General features: G+C 43.7%; 20 protein-coding genes. 12 read left to right on the top strand and 8 right to left on the bottom strand.

The window, feature by feature from the left end:
- Positions 1 to 3: 3 nt before the first annotated feature.
- Both aguA and aguB read right to left on the bottom strand, forming a co-directional pair.
- Complete coding sequence (aguA, locus tag PG915_RS18620) at positions 4 to 1,089, bottom strand: agmatine deiminase (protein WP_353499902.1); 1,086 nt, start codon at positions 1,087 to 1,089, stop codon at positions 4 to 6.
- Entirely contained in the window at positions 1,086 to 1,976 is an 891-nt protein-coding gene (gene aguB / locus PG915_RS18615; RefSeq protein ID WP_353499901.1) for an N-carbamoylputrescine amidase, read from the bottom strand. Before aguB ends, aguA begins: the two co-directional genes overlap by 4 nt.
- Positions 1,977 to 2,031: 55 nt before the next feature.
- Between aguB and PG915_RS18610 the strand changes: the two genes are divergently transcribed.
- From PG915_RS18610 to PG915_RS18595, 4 genes are all read left to right on the top strand, one after another.
- The gene (locus PG915_RS18610) at positions 2,032 to 2,991 is read left to right on the top strand and encodes a LysR family transcriptional regulator (protein ID WP_353499900.1); all 960 of its coding nucleotides are present in this window, start codon (positions 2,032 to 2,034) and stop codon (positions 2,989 to 2,991) included.
- A 171-nt stretch (positions 2,992 to 3,162) separates the two neighbouring features.
- A complete protein-coding gene (locus tag PG915_RS18605; RefSeq protein WP_353499899.1) occupies positions 3,163 to 3,930 on the top strand; it encodes a DeoR/GlpR family DNA-binding transcription regulator in 768 nt (255 codons plus the stop codon).
- 72 nt (positions 3,931 to 4,002) lie between these two features.
- Positions 4,003 to 5,835 (top strand): glutamine--fructose-6-phosphate transaminase (isomerizing), encoded by a 1,833-nt coding sequence (glmS, locus tag PG915_RS18600; protein ID WP_353499898.1) that lies wholly within the window; start codon positions 4,003 to 4,005, stop codon positions 5,833 to 5,835.
- A 370-nt stretch (positions 5,836 to 6,205) separates the two neighbouring features.
- Positions 6,206 to 7,372, top strand: a complete 1,167-nt coding sequence (locus PG915_RS18595; RefSeq protein WP_353499897.1) for a hypothetical protein — start codon at positions 6,206 to 6,208, stop codon at positions 7,370 to 7,372.
- Positions 7,373 to 7,540: 168 nt separating this feature from the next.
- On the opposite strand, the gene PG915_RS18590 is transcribed toward PG915_RS18595, so the two are convergent.
- Positions 7,541 to 8,500, bottom strand: coding sequence for an AraC family transcriptional regulator (locus PG915_RS18590; protein ID WP_353499896.1), 960 nt, complete (start codon positions 8,498 to 8,500; stop codon positions 7,541 to 7,543).
- Between the two features lie 338 nt (positions 8,501 to 8,838).
- On the opposite strand from PG915_RS18590, the gene rhaB (PG915_RS18585) reads away from it, so the two are divergent.
- Entirely contained in the window at positions 8,839 to 10,215 is a 1,377-nt protein-coding gene (gene rhaB / locus PG915_RS18585; protein WP_353499895.1) for a rhamnulokinase, read from the top strand.
- A gap of 298 nt (positions 10,216 to 10,513) precedes the next feature.
- Here the strand turns inward: rhaB (PG915_RS18585) and PG915_RS18580 are convergent, their stop codons facing one another.
- Positions 10,514 to 11,110 carry a DJ-1/PfpI family protein gene (locus PG915_RS18580; protein WP_353499894.1) on the bottom strand — a complete coding sequence of 199 codons (597 nt, stop codon included), beginning with the start codon at positions 11,108 to 11,110 and terminating at the stop codon, positions 10,514 to 10,516.
- Positions 11,111 to 11,824: 714 nt separating this feature from the next.
- Between PG915_RS18580 and rhaB (PG915_RS18575) the strand changes: the two genes are divergently transcribed.
- The 5 genes from rhaB (PG915_RS18575) to PG915_RS18555 are packed head-to-tail and all read left to right on the top strand — an operon-like array spanning position 11,825 to position 17,035.
- Positions 11,825 to 13,198, top strand: coding sequence for a rhamnulokinase (rhaB, locus tag PG915_RS18575; RefSeq protein WP_353499893.1), 1,374 nt, complete (start codon positions 11,825 to 11,827; stop codon positions 13,196 to 13,198).
- A 12-nt stretch (positions 13,199 to 13,210) separates the two neighbouring features.
- Positions 13,211 to 14,476: an L-rhamnose isomerase gene (locus PG915_RS18570; RefSeq protein ID WP_353499892.1), complete on the top strand. Its 1,266-nt coding sequence runs from the start codon at positions 13,211 to 13,213 to the stop codon at positions 14,474 to 14,476.
- Positions 14,476 to 15,288, top strand: coding sequence for a rhamnulose-1-phosphate aldolase (gene rhaD, locus PG915_RS18565; RefSeq protein ID WP_353499891.1), 813 nt, complete (start codon positions 14,476 to 14,478; stop codon positions 15,286 to 15,288). The genes PG915_RS18570 and rhaD overlap by 1 nt, the downstream gene beginning before the upstream one ends.
- A gap of 11 nt (positions 15,289 to 15,299) precedes the next feature.
- Positions 15,300 to 15,614: an L-rhamnose mutarotase gene (gene rhaM / locus PG915_RS18560; protein ID WP_353499890.1), complete on the top strand. Its 315-nt coding sequence runs from the start codon at positions 15,300 to 15,302 to the stop codon at positions 15,612 to 15,614.
- A gap of 47 nt (positions 15,615 to 15,661) precedes the next feature.
- Entirely contained in the window at positions 15,662 to 17,035 is a 1,374-nt protein-coding gene (locus PG915_RS18555) for a sulfatase-like hydrolase/transferase (protein WP_353499889.1), read from the top strand.
- A 171-nt stretch (positions 17,036 to 17,206) separates the two neighbouring features.
- Here PG915_RS18555 and PG915_RS18550 read toward each other — a convergent pair whose 3' ends face one another.
- The 4 genes from PG915_RS18550 to PG915_RS18535 are packed head-to-tail and all read right to left on the bottom strand — an operon-like array spanning position 17,207 to position 19,761.
- Entirely contained in the window at positions 17,207 to 18,493 is a 1,287-nt protein-coding gene (locus tag PG915_RS18550; RefSeq protein ID WP_353499888.1) for an anaerobic sulfatase maturase, read from the bottom strand.
- 10 nt (positions 18,494 to 18,503) lie between these two features.
- A complete protein-coding gene (locus PG915_RS18545; RefSeq protein WP_353499887.1) occupies positions 18,504 to 18,773 on the bottom strand; it encodes a DUF202 domain-containing protein in 270 nt (89 codons plus the stop codon).
- Positions 18,770 to 19,135, bottom strand: a complete 366-nt coding sequence (locus PG915_RS18540) for a YidH family protein (RefSeq protein ID WP_353499886.1) — start codon at positions 19,133 to 19,135, stop codon at positions 18,770 to 18,772. The genes PG915_RS18545 and PG915_RS18540 overlap by 4 nt, the downstream gene beginning before the upstream one ends.
- Positions 19,132 to 19,761, bottom strand: a complete 630-nt coding sequence (locus PG915_RS18535; RefSeq protein ID WP_353499885.1) for a Crp/Fnr family transcriptional regulator — start codon at positions 19,759 to 19,761, stop codon at positions 19,132 to 19,134. The genes PG915_RS18540 and PG915_RS18535 overlap by 4 nt, the downstream gene beginning before the upstream one ends.
- Before the next feature lie 150 nt (positions 19,762 to 19,911).
- Here PG915_RS18535 and PG915_RS18530 point away from each other — a divergent pair, with 150 nt between their 5' ends.
- The gene (locus PG915_RS18530; RefSeq protein ID WP_353499884.1) at positions 19,912 to 20,730 is read left to right on the top strand and encodes a sulfite exporter TauE/SafE family protein; all 819 of its coding nucleotides are present in this window, start codon (positions 19,912 to 19,914) and stop codon (positions 20,728 to 20,730) included.
- Between the two features lie 130 nt (positions 20,731 to 20,860).
- Positions 20,861 to 22,012, top strand: a complete 1,152-nt coding sequence (locus PG915_RS18525; RefSeq protein ID WP_353499883.1) for an iron-containing alcohol dehydrogenase — start codon at positions 20,861 to 20,863, stop codon at positions 22,010 to 22,012.
- Positions 22,013 to 22,335 lie beyond the last annotated feature (323 nt).

The following is a 22,335-nucleotide window of genomic DNA, read 5'->3' as shown; positions in this document are numbered from 1 at the left end:
ACCTCAGATTTTAGGTATTTGTTGTGTAATACAGTGAATGTTGCCACCACCGAGTAATATCGCGCGAGCATCGATTCCTATGACCTGATGATCGGGGAACATTGCTGTTAGTTCTGTTTGGGCGCGTGGATCAGATCTTTCGCATAGCTTTGGATAGAGTACCAATTGGTTGGTTATCAAAAAGTTAGCGTAACTGGCGGCCAGTCGAGTACCGATTTGACGATCCATACCCTCGCAAGCGTCAAAGCCAAGCCCTTCTTGGTGTTGAATCGTTTGTGGTTCGGGCAGTGACAGCTTGTGCACTTTGATATTCCTTCCTCGTGCATCTTGGCTAGAGTTCAATAACTGGTATGCCTGTTGCGAGATTGCGTATTGGGGGTCACTCTCATCCTCAGTCCAGCTCAGTGCGATTTCTCCCGGTCGAACCACGTGCAATAAGTTGTCTACGTGTCCGTTGGTATCGTCATCCGCGTATAGTCCTTTATCTAACCAAATCACCTTTGTTGCACCAAGATATTGTTTGAGGTGGTGCTCTATTTGTTGTTGGCTGAGGTCGGGGTTACGGCTGGGATGCAGAAGGCACTCTTTGGTGGTATAGATTGTTCCTTCACCATCACAGTGGATAGACCCACCCTCAAGCACCAGTGGTGCTCGGTAAATCCTATCTTGATAACTGTTGGCGATTTTTCTGGCGACAGCATCATCCAGATCCCAAGGGAAATAAAGCCCATCGACGAGACCCCCCCAAGCGTTGAATTGCCAATCGACGGCACGTCTCTCTCCTGCGTTATTAACGAGATAAGTGGGGCCAATATCGCGAAACCAAGCGTCGTTCATACTCATTTCTGTGACGCGGACATTGTCATTTAATAGCAGTCGAGCGTGGTCAAATTGAGCAGCTGAGGCGCATACCGTCACATCGGTGTACTCGGCAATGGTGTTGGCCACATCGGCAAATGCTGTTTGAGCTGACTTCGCCCCCCAAGGCCAGGTGTCGGTTCTCTCTGGCCAACCCAACCAAACCGCTTCATGAGGTTGATGCTCTCCTGGCATATAGAAGCCATCTTGCTTTGGCGTGGTTAACATCATAGACGTGCCTCTTTAACTCGACCGTCTTGAGTCATAATTCGTTGATACTTCTCTGGCACTCGATCACGGAAGATCCCCCATGAGCCACGTTCACGCTCATAATCGGCAAGATCGAGAGTTTGGCATCGGTAGCCCGTCTCTGTTCGGTTTAATTCTTGGAGTTTCTCCCCAGTGTTGTCGGTAATAAATGATGAGCCAAAGAAAGTGATCTCTGTATCGGACGTAGTGCCCACTTCACGGCCAACTCGGTTTGAGGCGATAACCGGGATCTGGTTCGCAGCTGAGTGTCCTTGCATGACGCGTTGCCAGTGCGGTTGAGAGTCTAATTCTGGCTGTTTTGGTTCCGAGCCAATAGCCGTTGGGTAGAGCAGAAGTTCCGCCCCTTGCAGTGTCATGTCTCGTGCTGCCTCTGGGAACCATTGATCCCAGCATATGCCGACGCCTATCTTGGCATGTTTGGTGTCCCAAACCTTAAAGCCAGTATCTCCAGGTGAGAAATAGTACTTCTCTAGATAGCCAAAGGTATCAGGAATATGCGTCTTACGGTATACGCCAAGATTTGCACCGTCGGCATCGATTATCACGATGGAGTTATAGCGCACAGTGCCTGCTTTTTCATAGAAGCTAATCGGTAGCACCACGTTCAATTCTTTAGCAAGCTTAGAAAAGTGCTGTATGGCGGGGTTGTCGTCAACAGAGGTGGCTAGAGCAAAATGCTCTAGGTTTATATCGATACAGAAGTACGGCGTCTCAAACAACTCCTGCAATAGTATGATTTGTGCCCCATCTTTTGCAGCGGCGCGAACAAGTTGCTCTGCTTGGATGAGGTTTGTTTGCGCATCCCAACGACAAGCCATCTGTGTAATTGCAACGGTTACTTTTTTCATTGTTATTTATCTCCTTGATTAATAACAATGTAACTCCGGTACTATTATCAATATAATGTTATATTGTCATAAAGTTATGAGCCACATTCATAACAGAGAATGGATTTCTAATTGCTTAGCAAGGCACTCAATGGACATTAATCAACTAAAAATTCTTATAGCATTAGATGATGAGAGGAACATGACTCGAGCGGCCAAAAGGCTGTTTATTACTCAGTCGGCTGCAAGTCATTCCCTGTCAAAGTTGCGAGAACACTTTAACGATGAGTTGTTTGTGCGCACTAGCCATGGGATGAGTCCCACCCGATTTGTACAAACCTTGCTTCCAGCATTGAGGCAAGGGATACGCACCCTAGAGCGCTCCTTACAAACCGAAAAGGCGTTTGACCCTAGCATTGACTCGAAAACCTATTACATAGGTGCATGCGATTACTTTGAGTTCATCGCCATGCCAAAGCTAGCCAAGGATTTTTCCGCGAAGGCTCCGAATATTCGGGTTGCTGTTGATATCAATTCAGAGCATATAAAAATGGAGCGAGTAGAGAGTGGCCGCCTCGATCTCTACATAGGATTCGATGATGTACAAAAGGTACCACTTAACTTCAACAAGTACGCGTGGATAACCGATCCCTATGTTTGTTTGGCGCCAAAGGACAGTGATGTCGGCGATGAGCTTTCGTTGGTCGAGTTTGCCGCAAGCCCTCAAGTTCATCTACCAGTCGTCTCAAATGGCTCCGATGTGATCGACAATTGGTTGAAAGAACATGGACTGCATAGAAACATTCAGATGATAGCCCAGAGCTACGCAGTGGGGGGAATGATCTGTGCTGAAAGTGGTCTGCTATTCTGCGCCCCTTCGAATGTTGCTAAACAGCTTGTAAAAATGTTACCGCTAAAGATTATCTTATTGCCTGATGACGTTCCGCCTTTGCGGGTGAGTATCTTGTCACACAAGCTATATGATTATCATGACTCGACTCAATGGTTGATCAGCAAAATCCTAGACTTACGTTGACCATTAGCCATGGCACATACTGAATTCTCCATTTGTTTCGAAACGAAACTTATCTATACAAAAAATGGTCGTCCAAATGCGTTCTTATAAATAAAACACCGCAAATCTTGCTTGTTAACTTACGTTGTGAAATAATTTTCGCATCAGTTAAGTTTTGAAGCGAAAGTTAAAGTGAAAAAACGTAATACTCAGGTTCGACGCCATTCCATCGCCCAGCTTGTACAAGAACGCGGCGAAGTCAGTGTTGAAGAGCTATCGGCTCTTTTCGATACCTCTGAGGTGACGATTCGAAAAGATCTTACTTCGCTTGAAAAAAACGGTCAGCTACTGCGTCGCTATGGCGGTGCGGTTTCGCTTCCACAAGAGGCGGTCGACGAAGTGCTGAGTGAGTCGGTCGCTACCTCTGAAACGAAAGATAAGATTGCCGAAGCTGCTGTCGCTTTGATTAACGATCACTACCGCATTGTGGTCGACTGCGGCAGTACAACCGGCGCTTTGGTCTCTCGCTTGGGGGATAAAAAAGGTTTGGTTGTGATGACCAATTCACTTTCTCTTGCGAATGCGATTAATGAGCTGGAAAACGAACCTACGCTGCTGATGACAGGTGGTACGTGGGATGCGCATTCCGAGTCTTTCCAAGGCAAGGTCGCCGAATCCGTTCTGCGTTCCTACGATTTTGACCAGCTGTTTATCGGTGCAGATGGTGTCGACTTAGCCCGTGGCACAACGACGTTTAACGAGTTAATTGGCTTAAGTAATGTGATGGCCGAAGTCGCTCGCGAAGTCGTCGTCATGATTGAATCCGAGAAAATTGGCCGAAAAATTCCTAATCTAGAATTAGCGTGGGATGCCATTGATGTGCTGGTGACCGATCAAGGCTTAACAAAAGAGCAGAAAGCTCAAATTGAATCTAATGGCGTAAAGGTGATTTGCGCTTAAACGAATTATCCCTCTTTTATTGACTTGCTTGCGTTCATAGAGGGAAACAGAAACTAAAAATGGAGAATTGATATGTGTGGAATCGTAGGTGCGGTAGCACAACGAGACGTAGCGGAAATTTTGGTAGAGGGTCTACGCCGTCTGGAGTACCGTGGATATGATTCAGCGGGTGTAGCCGTTGTTGATGCTGATTTAGAGCTTAAGCGCGTTCGTCGCCTAGGTAAGGTTCAAGAGCTTGCTGATGCCGTTGATGCACAAGATGTGACAGGCGGTACAGGTATCGCACACACACGCTGGGCAACGCACGGTGAACCATCTGAAGCGAACGCTCACCCACACGAATCTGGTGATATCGCGGTTGTACACAACGGCATCATCGAAAACCACGAAGAACTGCGTGCAACACTTCAAGAGCGTGGTTATGTGTTCCAATCTCAAACAGATACAGAAGTAATCGCTCACCTAGTTGAGTGGGAACGTCGCACGTCAGAAACACTGGTTGAAGCGCTACAAAAAACCGCAGCTCAACTTGACGGTGCTTACGGTACTGTTGTTGTTGACCGTAAAGACCCAAGCCGTATCGTTGCCGCTCGTTCTGGTAGCCCAATCGTTATCGGTTTTGGTGTTGGTGAAAACTTCCTAGCTTCTGACCAACTTGCGCTTCTTAGCGTGACTCGTCGCTTCATGTACCTAGAAGAAGGCGATGTCGCTGAGATCACTCGTCGCGACGTCAAGGTTCTTGATGTAGATGGTAACCCTGTAGAGCGCGAGATCACTGAATCTAATGCTGAACATGACGCAGGTGACAAAGGTCAATACCGCCACTTCATGCAAAAAGAGATCTTCGAGCAGCCTCGCGCGCTTATTAACACAATGGAAGGTCGTGTTACTGACAAAGCAGTAGTAACTGAAGCTATTGGTGTTAACGCGGTTGATATCCTTAAGAAGGTTGAGCACGTTCAAATCATCGCATGTGGTACTTCATACAACTCTGGTATGGCGGCTCGCTACTGGTTTGAGTCTATCGCTGGCGTAAGTTGTGACGTAGAAATCGCGTCTGAGTTCCGTTACCGTGACTTCGTTGTTCGTCCTAACAGCCTACTTGTGACGCTTTCACAGTCTGGTGAAACAGCCGATACGCTAGCAGCACTTCGCCTTGCGAAAGAGAAAGGTTACATGTCTGCAATGACTATCTGTAACGTAGCGGGCTCTTCTTTGGTTCGTGAGTCGGACTTTGCATTCATGACTCGCGCGGGTACAGAGATCGGTGTTGCTTCAACCAAAGCATTCACCACTCAGCTAGCAGCAATGCTGATGATGGTTGTGTCTATTGCTCGCCTTCAAGATCGCATGACAGAAGAGCGTGAAGCAGAAATCGTTAAGTCACTACACGAACTGCCTGCAAACATCGAGAAAGCGCTAGCGTTCGATAAAGAAATCGAAGCACTAGCAACAGACTTCGCCGACAAGCACCACACACTATTCTTAGGTCGTGGCGAGTACTACCCTATCGCGATGGAGGCATCTCTAAAACTTAAAGAGATTTCGTACATCCACGCTGAAGCATACGCAGCGGGTGAACTTAAGCACGGTCCCCTAGCGCTAATCGATGCAGACATGCCAGTTGTGGTTGTCGCACCAACTAACGATTTGCTAGAGAAGCTCAAGTCAAATATCGAAGAAGTACGTGCACGTGGCGGTCTGCTCTATGTATTTGCGGACGAGAAAGCGGGCTTCGAAGGCGACGAAAACATGAAGATCATTCAAATGCCTCATGTAGACGACATCATTGCGCCAATCTACTACACAGTGCCAATGCAGCTACTGTCTTACCATGTGGCATTGATCAAAGGTACTGACGTTGACCAACCACGTAACCTAGCGAAAGCGGTGACGGTTGAGTAAGGCTTCGAGAAATCTCTTTTTGATGTAGGAAGACAATAAAGTCTGATCATATACACAAAGATTGATCGTCTTTAACCTCCGGCTAAGTATATTTTAGTCGGAGGTTTTTTATATCAGATAGATAAGCCATTCAATAAGAAAGACCAAAAGTGTTTAGATTAAAAGTGGGGTAAAAGGACAGGGCAGGGCTATGGTTCTAAGGAGTGACCTATGCAGAAGTATTCTCCGATCTACTTAATCAAACACACCGACCATCGCAAAAATCATCCCTGATTACACCAAAAACAGACATGTTTTTTCCAAGGTGATTACCCTATATTTGACCTATAAACTTAATGCAATTATCACCGAAAGAAGTAGAGGGATAGCAATGGATTCAGAGAAAACGTGGGCAAATGATGCTTGGAAAAGTGTGTTTGAGAAAGTCAAATTTACCAGCGAAGACATTTCAGTACAGTTTCCTTCCATGACATCGGAAGGTTGTTATGAAGATACCCACGCACCTTGGGCGTGGGTTGTCGGCTTTTGGCCTGGCTTGCTGTGGTTGCTGTATGAGAAAGAGCACTACCAACCGTTCAAAGACATTGCCATAGCACGTGAGAAGACCATGGATGGCTCACTCGATGAATATGTTAATATCCACCATGATGTTGGCTTTATGTGGCAACTTACTTCGATCAAACAGTATGAATTGTTTGGCAACGAGCGCTCTAAAAATCGCGCACTTAGAGCCGCAAGCCATTTGGCAAGCCGATTTAATATCAATGGGCGTTTCTTAACTGCTTGGAACAAGAATGATGTAAGTGCTGCAGACCCGAGAGGTTTGAGTATTATCGACAGCATGATGAACTTGCCCCTTCTGTACTGGGCTGCCGATCAACTCGATGCACCGCGGTTCAAACTGATTGCCATGGCGCATGCTGATACAGTGCTTAAAGAGTTTATTCGGCCAGATGGTTCAGTAAGGCATATGGTTGAGTTTGACTATATGACTGGCGATGTAAAAAGTTACTACGGTGGTCAAGGTTACAATGAGGACTCAGCTTGGAGTAGAGGCGCATCGTGGGCAGTTCATGGCTGTGCACTGAGTTATAAATATACCAAAGAGCCAAGATACCTTGAAGCGGCCATGAGAACCGCTGATTTCTTTATTGATCAGTTACCAGAAGATTCAGTTCCACATTGGGACTTTAGAAGTCCAAGGGATGAAAATACGCCAAGAGATACCTCGGCCGCAGCGTGTGCTGCGAGCGGTATGCTTCTCATCTCTGAGCTTATTGAAGATGAAACAAAGAAAGCACATTACTTTGATGCCGCTAATCGAATCCTAAAGAGTCTTTATGACAACTACTGTACGGTAGGGGACGATGGCCAGCAAGGAATTTTGACTGGCGGGGCGTTTAATTGCCCTAAAGGCTTGGGTGTCAATTGCTCCTTGATTTATGGTGACTACTACTTTGTAGAAGCTTTATCGAAACTGGTGACAAAGCTATCGTCTGAGAAAGAAGCATCGATCGCAGAAGAAACAGCGATCTGATAATTAGTAATGAAAAGTAAACTCTAAATTAAGATACATGAACAAGAACGCCCGATATATAGTATCGGGCGTTCTTGTTTTCACTTTGATTTGAATGTGACTCTTAGTTGATTAGAAAGAACCGATTAAACAAAACCATAAAAAATAGGATTGTAGTAAAACTAAGAATCAATGAGTATTACGATACTCTCTAGGAGAGACTCCAAACTTGGCTTTAAACTTCTTATAGAAGTCACTGGTATTCGAAAAACCCACCTCTATTGCGAGATCGTTAATGCTTATATTCCGAATCTTAATAATCTCACAGAATTTATTGAACCTAATTTCCCTAAGCAGGTTGTTAAATGTCACTCCACTTTCTTTTTTAATTAGCTTGGACAAATTATAGTTTTTCATTTTTAGCTGATCAGAAATCTCATTCAAGTTGGCCGTTTTTAGGTTCCTCTCCATATAAGTAATGACTTTACAGAGAACACCTTGATCATAGGAAACCTTTTCAATTCTTTTCGGATCTTCTTGTGTTAGGTCAAGCACAAGGATACCAAGCAAGAACTTGACGCGAGGCTCCATTAAATCTTCATTACCATCAAGTTCTGATAGCATTTCATTAAGAGACCCCTCAAGTCGGCTTTTTCCTTTGGTAGAAAAAATAAGTGCTGAAGTAGCGGATTTCTTGAAGACTACATCGGTAAAGAAGTTAGATAAATTACAAGATTCATTGATGAATTCAAATATATAGCTGAAGAACTTCTTGTGAATTATAAAATTTACTATTATATCATCATCACCGGTCGGGTATATTTCGTGAGTGACACCGGGCCCCAAAAACAAGAGATCTCCCTTTAAAAGCTCTACTTCTTCATTTTCGACTACTTGCACTGACTTTCCGTTTAAGACATAACATATCTCAACATAGTCATGGCTGTGCGCAGGGTAGTGTATAAAACGAGTATGCTTCCTGATAGATATCATTTTTCCAGAAGGGCACACCTTATCAAAGGATATTACGTTACGGTATCTATCGGTAAAAATGCTACTATCGATACCAGATTTCTTATGGATGATACCCTCTTCCTCAAAATTGGTAGACTTCATTTTTTCCATGAAGTCATACAGCCCTCTATCCATAATCAACCTCACTCAGTGCTCAGTTCTACCCCTGTAGTGTGATGCAAACTTTGACTTACTTACGATCAAGATTTGCCACACATCGTATCCAATCCAAATATACACTCAAAACCAAAAAAAATTTGAACCAGTGGTTTAATTGTGATTTTGGTCAACAATAAGGAGACGAGAACGATAAATTATTGGGTGCTGGTCACGGTAGTGATAACGACAACATCGCATGTAAAAAATCGTCGTATATGTCGAGCAAAAAATGATGTTTTAGAGTGCAAACCTTTGTATTTATTGGTTAGATATTGCCAATTAAAATACACGATCAGTAAGCATCGGAGGTTGTAATGAATTACTTTTTGGCGGTTGATATTGGTGCATCAAGCGGACGACATCTGCTGGGTCATTTAGACAATGGCAAGCTAAAGGTAGAAGAAATTCATAGGTTTAACAATCAAATTTACCAAGTAGGTGTGCAGCTCTGTTGGGATCTAGACTATCTGTTTTCTGAAATAATCACTGGTCTGCGAAAGTGTGTAGAGCAGGGGAAACAACCCTCGGCATTGGGGGTTGACACTTGGGGAGTTGATTTCGTCCTTTTGGACGGTGAAGATAGCATGATCGGTCATGCGGTGTCTTATCGTGATAAGCGAACCAAAGGAGTGATGAAAGAGATTTGCTCACAAATTGGTAGTGAAGCACTCTATGCGAAAACTGGTATTCAATTCATGGACTTTAATACTATTTGCCAGTTAATGACACTCTCCGAAGAAGTTAAGTCCCAAGCCAAATCATTCCTTATGATCCCTGATTACTTGAACTACTTACTGACAGGGAAAAAAGTAAACGAATATACAAACGCGACAACAACACAACTGTACAACATAGAAGCAAACGGATGGGACGAGGAACTCATTGATTTTGTTGGATTAAAAAAAGAAGTATTCCATGAAGTTTTGCCTCCACTATCAAAAGTCGGCAATCTAAGGCAAGAATTAGTCGATGAACTCGGTTTTGATTGTGAAGTGATTTTACCACCCACCCATGATACTGGGGCGTCATTCATAGCGAGTAGTTTAAACATTGAAGATAGTGGCGTTATTCTTAGTTCGGGAACTTGGTCCTTATTGGGGAAAGAGCTGCTAGAGCCAATCGTTAATGAACAATCAAGACTTAAAAACTTTACTAACGAGGGTGGATTAGATAAACGGTATCGCTTTCTAAAGAATATAATGGGCTTATGGATTGTCCAAGAAGTGTCTCGAAATCTTGACTATAGATATTCGTTTTCGGAGTTAGTCAATCTAGCAAAAGAAGCTAAGAATTTCACATCAGTTATTGATGTCAATGATCAGAGGTTCTTTGTGAACGAAAACATGATTGAGGAAATCGTCAATTATTGCAGGGAGTCGGGTCAAAAACCACCATCGACAGTTGGGGAAGTCAGTTTGTGCGTCTACCGTAGTTTAGCTATTTGCTACAAGAAGTATGTTGATGAAATAGCAGAAGTAACAGGCCAAGAGATTAGAACCATCAACATTATTGGCGGCGGATGTAAGAACGAATTTCTCAATGAACTCATAGAGGAAGAAACAAACTGTAGTGTAATTGTCGGCCCAGTCGAGGCTACAGGGATCGGGAACATAGTTTCCCAAATGATAGCTATGGAAGAAGTTGCCGATATTTATAGTGCTAAGAAAATTATCGAACTCAGCGAAGTATAGATTTCTGACAATATAACGCAAGCGAAAAATTAACGTGTTGTAGAATACCTATGATAGCGATACTAATGACATGGTATCTTGGAGGCGAGCAAGACATGGCAAGCTAAGCCTCATGAAAATTCAGACAGATAGGGCCTGTGTTACTATCTAATTGGGCATTCGAAAGGAAAGCCTTGACCAACTTACTTTTTAGATAGCTAATTCGAAGAGAAGCAATAAAAGAAGCCAACAAGAGACTGTTCTTGCTAGCTTCTTTTATATGCTTGATTCTGAAAAATCTCGAGCTTCTAAACGACAGTTAAAGCCAATAATCAGTAAATCGGCGGTAGTTAATATGCTTTGCAACCCAATCTACATCACTCATCTCACTTGACCTTGTTCTCTTATCTCCGATTAGAATATCTGCTATCGCGAATGCAAAGTCCATGGTATATCCATAGTCTTGACCGGATATAAATTGACCATCAATCACGACGGGTTGGTTGATGTATGAACCATCAGCATAGTTTAAATGAAAGTCACCACAACACACATAGCGATGCAGACCCAATAGCGAGTTTTTCGCCAAGACCTTAGCGCCAGAGGAACATAGAGCAGCAATGTAAGCTCCTTTATCTATGTGTTTCTTAATGAACTGAACAACGGTACTATCGTTGCCGAGTTTATCTGTATTCGGTGGATCACCCACAAGAATCACTGCTTCATAATCACTATCAAGGTTGTTAGCGAACAGTTCATCAGCAACAATCTCTAGGCCATGGTAGGAAGTGAGTTTAAGCTCTAGTTCACAAGATAATAGAGTGACTGAAATCTGCAAACGCCGCAATATATCGACAACGTTTATTGCCTCGCCTTCTTCAAATCCATTGCTGAGCAATAGCGCAACTTTTTTCATATTGTATCACCTAATCGATATCATATAACCAAACATCGGTTAGTATTTATATAGTCATCTCAGTGAACAATAATTGTTTTTGCCTATCTAAGCATCATAAGTTGCCCAAAGTGCATCATTTGATGCGAAATAATATATTTTGCCGCGTCTTTGTTCGTGTTTTTTGATTGTTAATAGCGGTATATAAAGTCGAGTGTTCAGGTTTTTCAAAAATATAACATTTGGAGTATGTGGTTTTAAACAGTTGATAGACAAAAGTAGTTGTTCTAGATAATTATTTTTAACTTGGCAAAAATTAACCTTATGACTGGCAGGAAATCGCTATAGTTTATGTGTGACTATTAGAATATAATGATTAACAGATGGACTTAAGTATTTATCATCTTAATTAGGTCTTGATTGAACCCCCTCGTTTACGTTGACTCTAGTACACCAGTTGCCAATCTTGGTAACTGGTTTATTTTGTTTCAATCTATCAATCACTTTAACTTTAACTTTTTCTTTCGCTGAGCTTTCATTTCTATTCCCGACCGCCATATCCATTGAGTGTGAGCGCACACTAACCTCAACTCCTATTTTAATATGAAACCTTTATAGCAGACTTCCAGCAATGCCAAGGTAAGAGCTGCAAAAAATGACACCATTAAGGGCAATTTAGCGCATTTTGTTGGCCGTTGTTTCTTGTATGATTAATTCAAACACTGGGAGATAGTTATGAATTACTTTTTGGCAATCGATATAGGTGCTTCTAGTGGAAGGCACTTATTAGGTCATATTGAAAATGAACAAATAGTGCTTGAAGAAATATACCGTTTTGAGAACAAGCTTGCATCTGTCGACAATCAGTTATGTTGGGAAGTCGATAAGCTATTTAGCCATATTATTAAGGGGCTAAAGCAATGTGTTTTTTTGGGGAAAATACCTAAAAGCATCGGTATTGATACCTGGGGTGTCGATTTTGTTCTTCTTGATAGTGACGATCACGTTATAGGTAACACAGTTTCGTATCGAGACAGTCGTACTAAAGGTGTTATGAATGACGTCTGCGATCAAGTTGGACATCGCGAAATATATCGTAAAACAGGCATTCAGTTTATGGAGTTCAACACTCTGTATCAGATGAGCTCTGTGGATTCAAAAAATAAGCAAGCAGCATGCTCTTTTTTGATGATCCCTGATTATATTAATTATCTCCTAACTGGTGTGAAAGCCAATGAGTATACCAATGCAACCACAACTCAAATGTTGAACGTTGATAGTGATGATTGGGATAGAGACTTGTTGGAAGTATGCGGTATTAGTAGAGATATTTTTTCTAAGCCTCAATATCCAGGTCATCGTCTTGGCAATCTGAAGTCAACAATACAAGAAGCGGTCGGATTTGACTGTGAAGTCGTGTTGCCAGCAACACACGATACCGCGTCTGCATTTATCGCGAGTGTTCTCGATCTAGATGATGATGGGGTGATTCTGAGTTCTGGAACCTGGTCACTATTAGGTACCGAGCTTGATAAGCCGATAGTCTCCGATATATCTCGTGAAAGTAATTTCACCAATGAAGGTGGATATAACAAGCGATATCGATTTTTGAAGAACATCATGGGACTTTGGATAGTTCAAGAAGTCTCAAGGATGCTGGATTACAAGTACTCCTACGCGGAGCTAGCTGATCTTGCTCGAGAGGCGAGTCATTTTAAATCCGTCATCGATGTCAACAATGAACGCTTTTTTGTCAGCGAAAATATGATTGAAGAAATTAGCGATTATTGTAAAGAAACAGGGCAGGACACCCCCAAAACAACGGGTGAAGTCTGCATGTGTGTTTATCGAAGTCTGGCTAAATCTTATAACCAGTATATTGAAGAACTTGTCAGTGTTACCGGTAAAAAGGTAGATAAGATTAATGTTATTGGCGGAGGTTGCAAGAACCTGTTGTTGAACGAGCTTATTGAACAGGAAACCAATAAAGAAATTATTGTCGGTCCAGTGGAGGCGACTGGAGTGGGAAATATCATTGTACAAATGTTATCCATGGGTGAGATTGCCCATTTAAAACAAGCAAAAAACTATATTAGAAACAGCATTTAATTAGGAATTATCATGGAACAGAGTTTAAAAGATAGATACGAACTGAGTAAATCACTTTACGCTAAATGGGGCATTGATGTTGATGCTGCGCTCGAGAAATTGAAGGACGTTAAAGTCTCTATTCACTGTTGGCAGGGCGACGATGTTACGGGTTTCGAGGAAGCGGCTCATGAACTGTCTGGTGGTATCTCCGCCACTGGTAGTTACCCTGGTAAAGCGACGAATGCTCAAGAGCTACGTGCAGACTTAGACAAGGCACTGAGCCTTATCCCTGGTAAGCATAAAATTAACCTCCATGCCTTATATGCAGAGACACATGGTGTGGCAGTTGATCGCGATGAGTTAAAGCCAGAGCACTTTGCAGGCTGGGTTGAATGGGCGAAAGAGCGCGACCTCGGCTTGGACTTTAACCCAAGCCTGTTCTCTCACCCAAATGCGAGTGAAGGTTTGACGCTGTCTCACCCTGATAAAGAGATCCGTGATTTTTGGATTAAGCACTGTATTGCTTCTCGTAAAATTGGCGAATACTTCGGTAAGGAGTTAGATCAAACTTGTCTAACGAATATCTGGATTCCAGACGGTTATAAAGATACCCCAAGCAATCGTTTGGAACCGCGCCAGCGCCTAAAAGAATCACTTGATGAGATCTTCGCAGTAGACGTTGACGAACAGTTCAACAAGGATTCTGTAGAGTCAAAGGTATTCGGTATCGGTGTTGAATCATACACGGTTGGTTCGCACGAGTTTTATATGGGGTACGCGATTGCGAACAATAAACTTTGCTTGTTAGATAATGGCCACTACCACCCGACGGAGTCAGTTGCTGACAAGATTTCATCTATGCTGCTTTATCAAGACGAGCTTGCTTTGCATGTGACTCGCCCTGTTCGTTGGGACAGTGATCATGTCGTAACGCTAAACGATGAAGTTAGAGAAATTGCAAAAGAGCTGGTTCGTACTGATAGCTTGGATAACGTTTACCTCGGCCTAGATTTCTTTGATGCCAGCATCAACCGCGTAGCTGCTTGGGTATTGGGCACACGCAATATGCAAAAAGCACTGCTTGAAGCCATGCTTATGCCGCATGACAAGTTGACCGAGTTACAAAATGAAGGTGACTTCACTCAGCGTCTAGTTCTAATGGAAGAGCTAAAAACCTACCCAATGGGTGATATTTGGAACTACTTCTGTGAGTCAAACGATGTACCAGCAAACGAAGATTGGTTTAGAGCGGTCGAACTATACGAGCAAGACGTTTTGTTTAAGCGAGGCAAATAATGGATAAGTTAGCATTTATACAAGAGTTTAAAAAAACGACCCACGATGCATGGCTAAAAGGGTGGCATGAGCGTAATGGTGGCAACTTGTCCTACCGTTTAACGGAATCCGAAGTCGAACAGGCTCGTCCATTTTTTGATGAGGCATCGCAATGGGCGGACATCGGTGTGACGGTCGCGAATCTGGCCAATGAATACTTTATCGTCACAGGTAGCGGTAAGTACTTTCGAAACGTAGAAGTGTGTATTGAAGAGAATGCGGGAATCATCCAAGTATCAGAAGATGGTACTCAGTACAGAACTCTCTGGGGGCTTATTAACAACGCGAAGCCAACGAGTGAGCTACCTGCGCATCTTATGAACCACTCAGTCAAATATGATGAAACGGGTGGTGCGCATCGAGTCGTGATGCACTCTCATACAACAAACTTAATCGCACTTACCTTTGTCTTGCCACTTGAAGCTGAGACATTTACTCGCGAATTGTGGGAAATGGCGACCGAGTGTCCGGTAGTATTCCCTGCTGGCGTGGGGATTGTTCCTTGGATGGTACCCGGTGGCCGCGCCATCGCAGAGTACACGAGTGAGTTGATGAAAACGTTCGATGTCGCTATTTGGGCTCACCATGGCACGTTCTGTTCTGCAGAAGACCTAAGCCTTGCGTTTGGCTTGATGGATACGGCAGAGAAGGCCGCTGAGATACTCGTTAAAGTTCTTGCTATGGGTGGTAAACGACAGACTATTCAACCCCAAGAATTCAAAGAACTAGAGTCTGCATTCAACGTAACGTTGAATGAAAAAGCATTGGCGTGAGGGGACGTTAGGTGATTAGAAAAGCGTTTAAACTCAAAGTTAATCCCGGTCAGTTTGAAGAATACAAAAAACGTCATGATAACGTTTTTCCTGAGTTAGTCGCGGTGCTTAAAGAAGCGGGAGCAAACAACTACTCTATCTTTCTAGATCAGGAGACCGGTTGTCTGTTTGGCTATGTCGAGTTAGAATCCTTAGAAAAATGGAACTGCGTTTCAAAAACTGAAGCTTGTCAGGAATGGTGGCGTTATATGGAAGATATCATGGAGACGAATCCTGATAGCAGCCCAAAATCGACAGAGTTAACAGAGATGTTTTATTTAGCGTAATGACGATCAGCTAAAGCTACGAAACAAATTAGTATCAAGAGGTAAATATGAACAAGCCGAACATCATTGTAATTTTTAGCGATCAACAGCGTTGGGATACGTTAGGTTGTTACGGTCAGGAATTGCCGGTGACCCCAAATCTCGATGAGCTTGCACGCGATGGTGTCATGTTCGAGAACGCATTTACAGTTAACCCTGTATGTGGCCCTACACGTTCGACAATGCAAACGGGGCTATATCCAACCGAAACAGGTTGCTTTCGAAATGACATTATTCTCCCTCAAGGTCAAAAAACCGTGGCTCACTTTCTTTCTGACGAGGGATACAGCGTCGGTTACGTAGGTAAGTGGCACCTAGCGTCAAACAACACTGCTCATGAAGGCTTTGTTGTAGCGGCACCAACAGAGAGTTCAGGTGAAACGATCGATAACTGTTTCACAGCAATACCAAAACAATATCGCGGTGGTTATAAAGACTTCTGGGTTGCATCAGATATCCTTGAGGGCACTTCACATGGCTACGGTGGACACATGTTCGACATCGATGGCAACAAAGTAAGTTGGGATGAAGATGTTTATCGTGCTGACTTTTTGACTGACTTGACTACAGATTACATCGGTAATTACCAAGAAGAGAAGCCGTTCTTCTTATTCTTGTCTTACCTAGAGCCGCATCATCAGAATGATCGTAAAACCTACGAAGGCTCACATGGGTCGCAAGAAAAATGGAGCAACTTTAAGGTGCCTGGTGATCTTGAACCATTTGTTGATGGAGATTGGGCTGAGGAGTATCCAGACTATCTAGGGTGTTGCAACAACCTAGACCAAAACGTGGGTAAAATCCGCCAAGCGGTGAAAGATAAAGGATTAGATGACAACACGGTCATCATCTATCTGAGTGATCACGGCTCTCACTTCAAGACACGTAACAGTGAATACAAGCGCTCATGCCATGACTCTTCGATCCGTATTCCATTCGTGATCTACGATCCACGAGCGAAAGCGGGTCAGGTGATTGACGATCACGCGAGTATTATCGATGTTGTTCCGACTCTGCTTAAGGCGGCTGGCATCAATGTACCGAGCTACATGCAAGGTCAACCGCTGCAAGATTTGTACATTGATAATGCCAAGAAAGACAATGTGAGCTTCATTCAGATCAGTGAGTCACAAATTGGCCGTGCCATTCGTACTGACACATGGACATACTCGGTATCGGCTCCGGACCAAAGTGGCTTGATTGAGAAAGAAAGTGCGGTTTATCAAGAAGAGTTCTTATACAACCTCGTAGACGATCCTAATCAGTTAGAAAACCTAGTTGCTAACGAGGATTTGAAACCGGTTAAAGAGAAGCTTAGACAACTTCTTCTTGACGAGATCTATCGCATCGAAGGAACGGCCCCCGAAATTCTAGAAGTCTAGTTTTTAGGGATCCAGTTTTTTAGAAGCATAGTTAACGCGCAAATTGTCGCTATTATGCTAAAAGATAAAGTCCATAGTGTCGCCACTATGGACTTTTTTTGATACCGGGATTTTTAGTCAATTCGCCCGGTTACTTTATGTTCTCAATAACTTACGGTCACTCGATGTCATTTACGCACAACAGCGCTTATATTTCTTCCCGCTGCCACATGGACAGGCGTCATTGCTACCCACCCTTTCCATAGTGTTACTCGAGAACTGATCCATAATCTTGGCTGGTGATTGGCCACTTTTGATCAGCTTTGCCATGTAAGCCATCGCATGCTGAGAATGGTCGAAGAAGCTAAAGTATCCTTGACATAAATAGTTATGGTCGAGTTCACCTGTTGGTCCTGGCAAAAAGCGATGTTTCGGGCAACCACCATGGCATGCGAATCGATATCGGCATGACAGACACTTACTATTCAGTTGTTTAGATTTGTTGAGTCCGAAATTAATCGCTTCTTCGCTATTGTTCATCGACTTGATTGTACGGTCGTGGATATTGCCAAGTTTATATTCTGGATAGACGTAGTGGTCACATTGAAATAGGTCACCATTCGCCTCGATGGCAAATGCATGCCCGCACCTTGGCGAAAATACACATATTGGGCTCGACTGTCCAAGCCAGGTCGTTAAAGTGGTATCAAATTGCTGAACAAATACTCGTCCTACATCTTTGGTGACCCAGTAATCGAAGATGGTATTTAGGAATTGACCGTACTCATCGGGTTGGACTGACCAAGGCGTGACCTTGCCATCTTTTTGATCTGGGTTAACTAACCAGGTATCGTTTGTCTGCTGGTCGGATTCTTGTCGCTCTACCAGAGGAATGAACTGAATGAAGTTCGATCCAATGCTTTTTAAGTATTGGTAGACCTTAAGTGGGTGTTTGACGTTCTTATCGTTGACGACGGTAAGGGTATTAAATTCGACACCATATTTTTTTAATAACTCGATCGCATCGACAACTTTGCGATGGGTACCTTTGCCGCTCGTGTTGGTGCGATATGCATCATGAAGGTCCTCTGGCCCATCAATAGAAACACCAATCAAAAAGTCGTTTTGTTTGAACAGCTCACACCATTCGTCGTTGATCAAAATCCCATTAGTTTGAAAACCGTGTGAGATCTTTTTGTTGCCCCGATAACGTTCGCACAATTGAACTACGGTGCGATAAAAGTCCACACCGAGTAGTGTTGGCTCTCCTCCTTGCCAGGCAAATTGAACGGTATCGCCCTGCTGCGCATCGATGTATTGCTGAATAAACACCTCAAGCGTTTCCTCATCCATGCGCCAGTTCTTTTGCCTATCAGGGTAGAGTTTCTCTTTCTCTAGGTAAAAGCAGTAGTCACAGTCGATATTACATACCGAACCAGACGGTTTGGCCATCACATGACAGTTGGAAATTTGGTTCATTGTAGTTTTCCTATGAAAAGGCATCAGATAGCATAGTTAGGGCGTAGGCTGCTGCTATCAGCATTATTATTATTGAAGTAAAAAACTTGATCATTCTCGCGTGGGAGAGAGAACACATGATGGCAACCAGCATTGCCGTTGCACCACATAGATAAATGAGAGTGGCATCATGAGTGAGCGACACCTTTATCAATGCCACACCGATGGCAAATAGAACCAACTGTGTCCGCAGCCATGACAAGACAGTGCGTTCTAACTGCAGACCATTTACCGCACTCATAGAGTGATGGCCAACGCGATGATGAAAGTAAGCACCAAAATGGTGGTACTAATTATCTTCATGTTCGATGTGTATTGGAGCTCTTGGTTTAACCTCATCGCCTGTTCGTTGCGAGACCATCGTCGGTAAGCATAGATCCCAACCGCGCCTGAGCAGAGACACAGGAAACAAGAAAGCAGCAGCCGCACTAATGGGTTTGAAAGCTCTGGTGTAAGTTGGTCAAGAGCAATAGCACCGGCTAACAAGGCAAGCGATGTTCTAATCCACGCCAGATAGGTTCTTTCGTTGGCAAGTGAGAAACGATAATCAGGTGCGTTCCCCTCTTCACGCCATGGTGACTTCTTAGGACAGGGCTTTTTCATTCAACGTTTTCCTTGGACATCCAATGAGTGCTCCTCAGTTTTGATAGATCGAGCGGGTGGGGGTTGCGATGGTGTTTGCAAAGCACACCGGATTGTTTGAGTAACTTACAAAACCGAATCACCGTCGTGACGTCGGTAGCACTGTATTCGCTAATTTCGCGATAGGTCCAAGGATAGTGGGGATAGTGCGCAAAGAAATGCTGTATCGCATCGATGATTCTGTTTTTAGCGTTGAAAGCACTAAATTGAACGAGACGTCGCTCGGCTTCGCCCAACTCTTGACACACCTCGGTTGTGAGGGCTTTGGTCAGTGAGGGGGATAGGTGTTGCAAGTCTTCAAAAGAGTGGACATTCACCCGACTGATAACACTGTCTTCCATTGCCCTTGCCGTTGCGGGATAGCGCTGATAGGTAAATAGAGACCGATACCCAAAATACGAGCCCTTTCCATACAATCTTAGTAACGATTCTTTTCCGGTTTCTGCTACCTGGTAAAGCCCGATAAATCCACTTTCAACGCGATAAAACCCAGATGCCTTATCTTGACTAAAGTAGACGGCTTCTCGCTTGCCAACGGTGATTCTATTGGTCATCTCTTTTAGTGATGTTGGTATTGGTATCGTCATTCTGCCGTCATTGCGAGCTGTTGGAAGGATTAGTGTACTGCAAAAAAAACAGACGAAATATGATCAACACCATAAACCAAAAACAAATTGGCACGTTAGATTGTAAAAATTAAAAAGGGGTTTTGTTTTTGTTTGTTAAGGAGGTGGTTTATGCCATTCTATGAGCTGTTGACGAACGTGTGGTCTGCGGATGCAGTGGTATTGAAGCTGATTTTGGGAAGCATATTTGGTTTGTGTTTGGGACTAACGGGGGTTGGCGGAGGCGTGCTGTTAATACCCATGTTGCAGTTATTTTGTGGCATGTCTCCGGTGTTGGCGGTCGGCACCGCAAGTATGATTTCAGCGATGGTAAAAATCAACGCTTCCCTAGTACACATAAAAGCTCGTAACGTATCTTGGAACAAGATAGCGCTACTTTTTGTTGGAGCGGTTCCGGTTACCTTGATGGTTACTCAGTTAGTCGTTTACTTCAGCACACATCCGTTTTACTCACAAAGGACAGAGCAGATGGTTGCTTGGCTGGTGACTACTGTGATGGTTGGTTCCTTGATTTCTGTGTTCTCTAAATTCAAAAGCTCGTCTAAGGTCAAGCAGGGCATGACTTCTGAACCTAAAACGAACACTAAAAAGGCGATTGTATCTGGTATGTTTTGTGGCTCCGTTTTGGGCTCAACAGGCGTTGGTGGGGGCGTTTTGCTTCTCCCTGTCCTCAACAATGTGCTGCATGTGGATATTAAGAAAGCTGTTGGCTCTTCGGTAGTGTTGGCACTGTGTCTATCTGCCATTGCAGCAGCAGGGTATGCAAAAGGTGGGCAGTCAGATATTCATACAGCAATCCTGTTTTTTATCGGTTCATTTCTCGGTGTTCCTGTCGCTGCTCATTTGATGAAACGTATGTCTGAACGCCACGTTTATTCAGCGACCATGATCGTTATTTTGGTCAGTTTGATTGCGTATCTCACGCTTTAGATATCGAGCCTAGAATTTGCTTTAACTCTCTGTCGCTGGTGAATCAGCGCTCTAAAAGTTTGTGGTCGAGTTTCAATAATCGACCTGTGATTATTTGTAAATATATAGTTGTTAATTACAAGGAATAAATATGGCTTTTACTTTGGCACTACCAAAAATTAATATTTCAGGGGAACATGCGATCAATGAATTGGTTGGTCATCTAGTCTCGAAAGATGTTGGAGACGGCTTCGTTATCGCGGACAATGCGTTGAAGGAACTGGGTTTACTTGAGCCGCTGATTACTGCTCTTAAAGAGTCCAACTTATCGTTCACTTGCTTCACCGATACCGTTCCAAACCCTACTGTCGAAGTGGTTGATAAAGCGTATCAAGCCTACAAAAAGTCCGGTGCCAACTACATTATTGGTTTTGGCGGAGGTAGCGCTATTGATACCGCGAAGGCGGTAAAAATCCTGACTGCAAATCCACAACCCATCACTCTTTATACAGGGGTGAACAATGTAAAGAATCAAGGTGTACCGTTATTTGCTATCAATACTACCGCAGGCACGGCTGCAGAGGTGACCAGTAATGCTGTCATTACTGATGAAAGGAACAAAGTAAAGTGCGTTATTATTGATAGTAATATTATTCCGGATATCTCGGTGAATGATCCTAGCATTATGGTTGGCTTACCCGCGGATGTTACGGCAGCAACGGGTATGGATGCTCTGACGCATGCTATTGAAGCTTACGTTTCAGTGGGAGCACACACCTTAACCGACCACTCTGCGTTAGAGTCTGTTCGCGTGATTAGCCAGTACTTACCTCATGCCGTCGAGGATGGCTCAAATATCGAAGCGCGAGAGAAAATGGCATTAGGCCAGTTCCTAGCGGGTATGGCATTCAATAGTGCTGGATTGGGGATGGTTCATGCCATGGCACACCCTGCAGGCGCACATAAGAACCTACCGCACGGGGTCTGCAACGCGATTCTCTTACCATTAGTGTGTGAGTTTAACCGGCCACATAAAATAGAGAAGTTTGCTAAGCTGGCTGTTGCCCTAGGGTGCAACACTGATGGGATGTCTGAAGAGCAGGCGAGTCTTGAAGCTGTGAAGGCTATACGTGAACTCAGCTCGCGTGTTGGAATTCCCGCTGGGTTTGGCCAGTTAGGTGTCACAGAAGAAGACGTAAAAGCCTGGGTGGATAGTGCATTGGCAGACCCATGCGCAGGTGGAAATCCTGTCAGCATGACCCCTGATGAAGTGCTAGCGCTGTACATGAAGTCACTAGGGTAGTTTTACCCAATGAGTTAAATCGGTGAGCCCGTCATCCATGACGGGCTCTTTTTTCGAGCATTGAGAGATCTTAGAGGGGGAGCATCTTGGTGATTACCTTTTTAACCGACGTGGATTGCTCATCCAGTAACGCGATCAATTCTCAGTTATTTTAACTCACACACTATGCAAATTTTGCCCTCAAAATTACCAAAGATTATCATTTCACTAAGTCGGTATAGATTGTAACTTTACTATGTTGGTTTTAATTGATTGTGAAATTATTTCTCAAATGAAGAATTGGTGACTCATGAATAGATGGAATAGACTTTTTATTCTACATT

Origin of the sequence: Vibrio sp. CB1-14, assembly GCF_040412085.2 — a bacterium.
Classification (GTDB): Bacteria; Pseudomonadota; Gammaproteobacteria; order Enterobacterales; family Vibrionaceae; genus Vibrio; species Vibrio chaetopteri.
This window is presented reverse-complemented; position numbering and strand designations above follow the sequence as displayed.

Bases quoted from the DNA above. Each gene is read 5' to 3' on its own strand.
- aguA (WP_353499902.1), bottom strand. From the start codon at position 1,089: ATGATGTTAACCACGCCAAAGCAAGATGGCTTCTATATGCCAGGAGAG.
- aguB (WP_353499901.1), bottom strand. From the start codon at position 1,976: ATGAAAAAAGTAACCGTTGCAATTACACAGATGGCTTGTCGTTGGGAT.
- PG915_RS18610 (WP_353499900.1), top strand. From the start codon at position 2,032: ATGTTATATTGTCATAAAGTTATGAGCCACATTCATAACAGAGAATGG.
- glmS (WP_353499898.1), top strand. From the start codon at position 4,003: ATGTGTGGAATCGTAGGTGCGGTAGCACAACGAGACGTAGCGGAAATT.
- PG915_RS18595 (WP_353499897.1), top strand. From the start codon at position 6,206: ATGGATTCAGAGAAAACGTGGGCAAATGATGCTTGGAAAAGTGTGTTT.
- PG915_RS18590 (WP_353499896.1), bottom strand. From the start codon at position 8,500: ATGGATAGAGGGCTGTATGACTTCATGGAAAAAATGAAGTCTACCAAT.
- rhaB (WP_353499895.1), top strand. From the start codon at position 8,839: ATGAATTACTTTTTGGCGGTTGATATTGGTGCATCAAGCGGACGACAT.
- PG915_RS18580 (WP_353499894.1), bottom strand. From the start codon at position 11,110: ATGAAAAAAGTTGCGCTATTGCTCAGCAATGGATTTGAAGAAGGCGAG.
- rhaB (WP_353499893.1), top strand. From the start codon at position 11,825: ATGAATTACTTTTTGGCAATCGATATAGGTGCTTCTAGTGGAAGGCAC.
- PG915_RS18570 (WP_353499892.1), top strand. From the start codon at position 13,211: ATGGAACAGAGTTTAAAAGATAGATACGAACTGAGTAAATCACTTTAC.
- rhaD (WP_353499891.1), top strand. From the start codon at position 14,476: ATGGATAAGTTAGCATTTATACAAGAGTTTAAAAAAACGACCCACGAT.
- PG915_RS18555 (WP_353499889.1), top strand. From the start codon at position 15,662: ATGAACAAGCCGAACATCATTGTAATTTTTAGCGATCAACAGCGTTGG.
- PG915_RS18550 (WP_353499888.1), bottom strand. From the start codon at position 18,493: ATGAACCAAATTTCCAACTGTCATGTGATGGCCAAACCGTCTGGTTCG.
- PG915_RS18545 (WP_353499887.1), bottom strand. From the start codon at position 18,773: ATGAGTGCGGTAAATGGTCTGCAGTTAGAACGCACTGTCTTGTCATGG.
- PG915_RS18540 (WP_353499886.1), bottom strand. From the start codon at position 19,135: ATGAAAAAGCCCTGTCCTAAGAAGTCACCATGGCGTGAAGAGGGGAAC.
- PG915_RS18535 (WP_353499885.1), bottom strand. From the start codon at position 19,761: ATGACGATACCAATACCAACATCACTAAAAGAGATGACCAATAGAATC.
- PG915_RS18530 (WP_353499884.1), top strand. From the start codon at position 19,912: ATGCCATTCTATGAGCTGTTGACGAACGTGTGGTCTGCGGATGCAGTG.
- PG915_RS18525 (WP_353499883.1), top strand. From the start codon at position 20,861: ATGGCTTTTACTTTGGCACTACCAAAAATTAATATTTCAGGGGAACAT.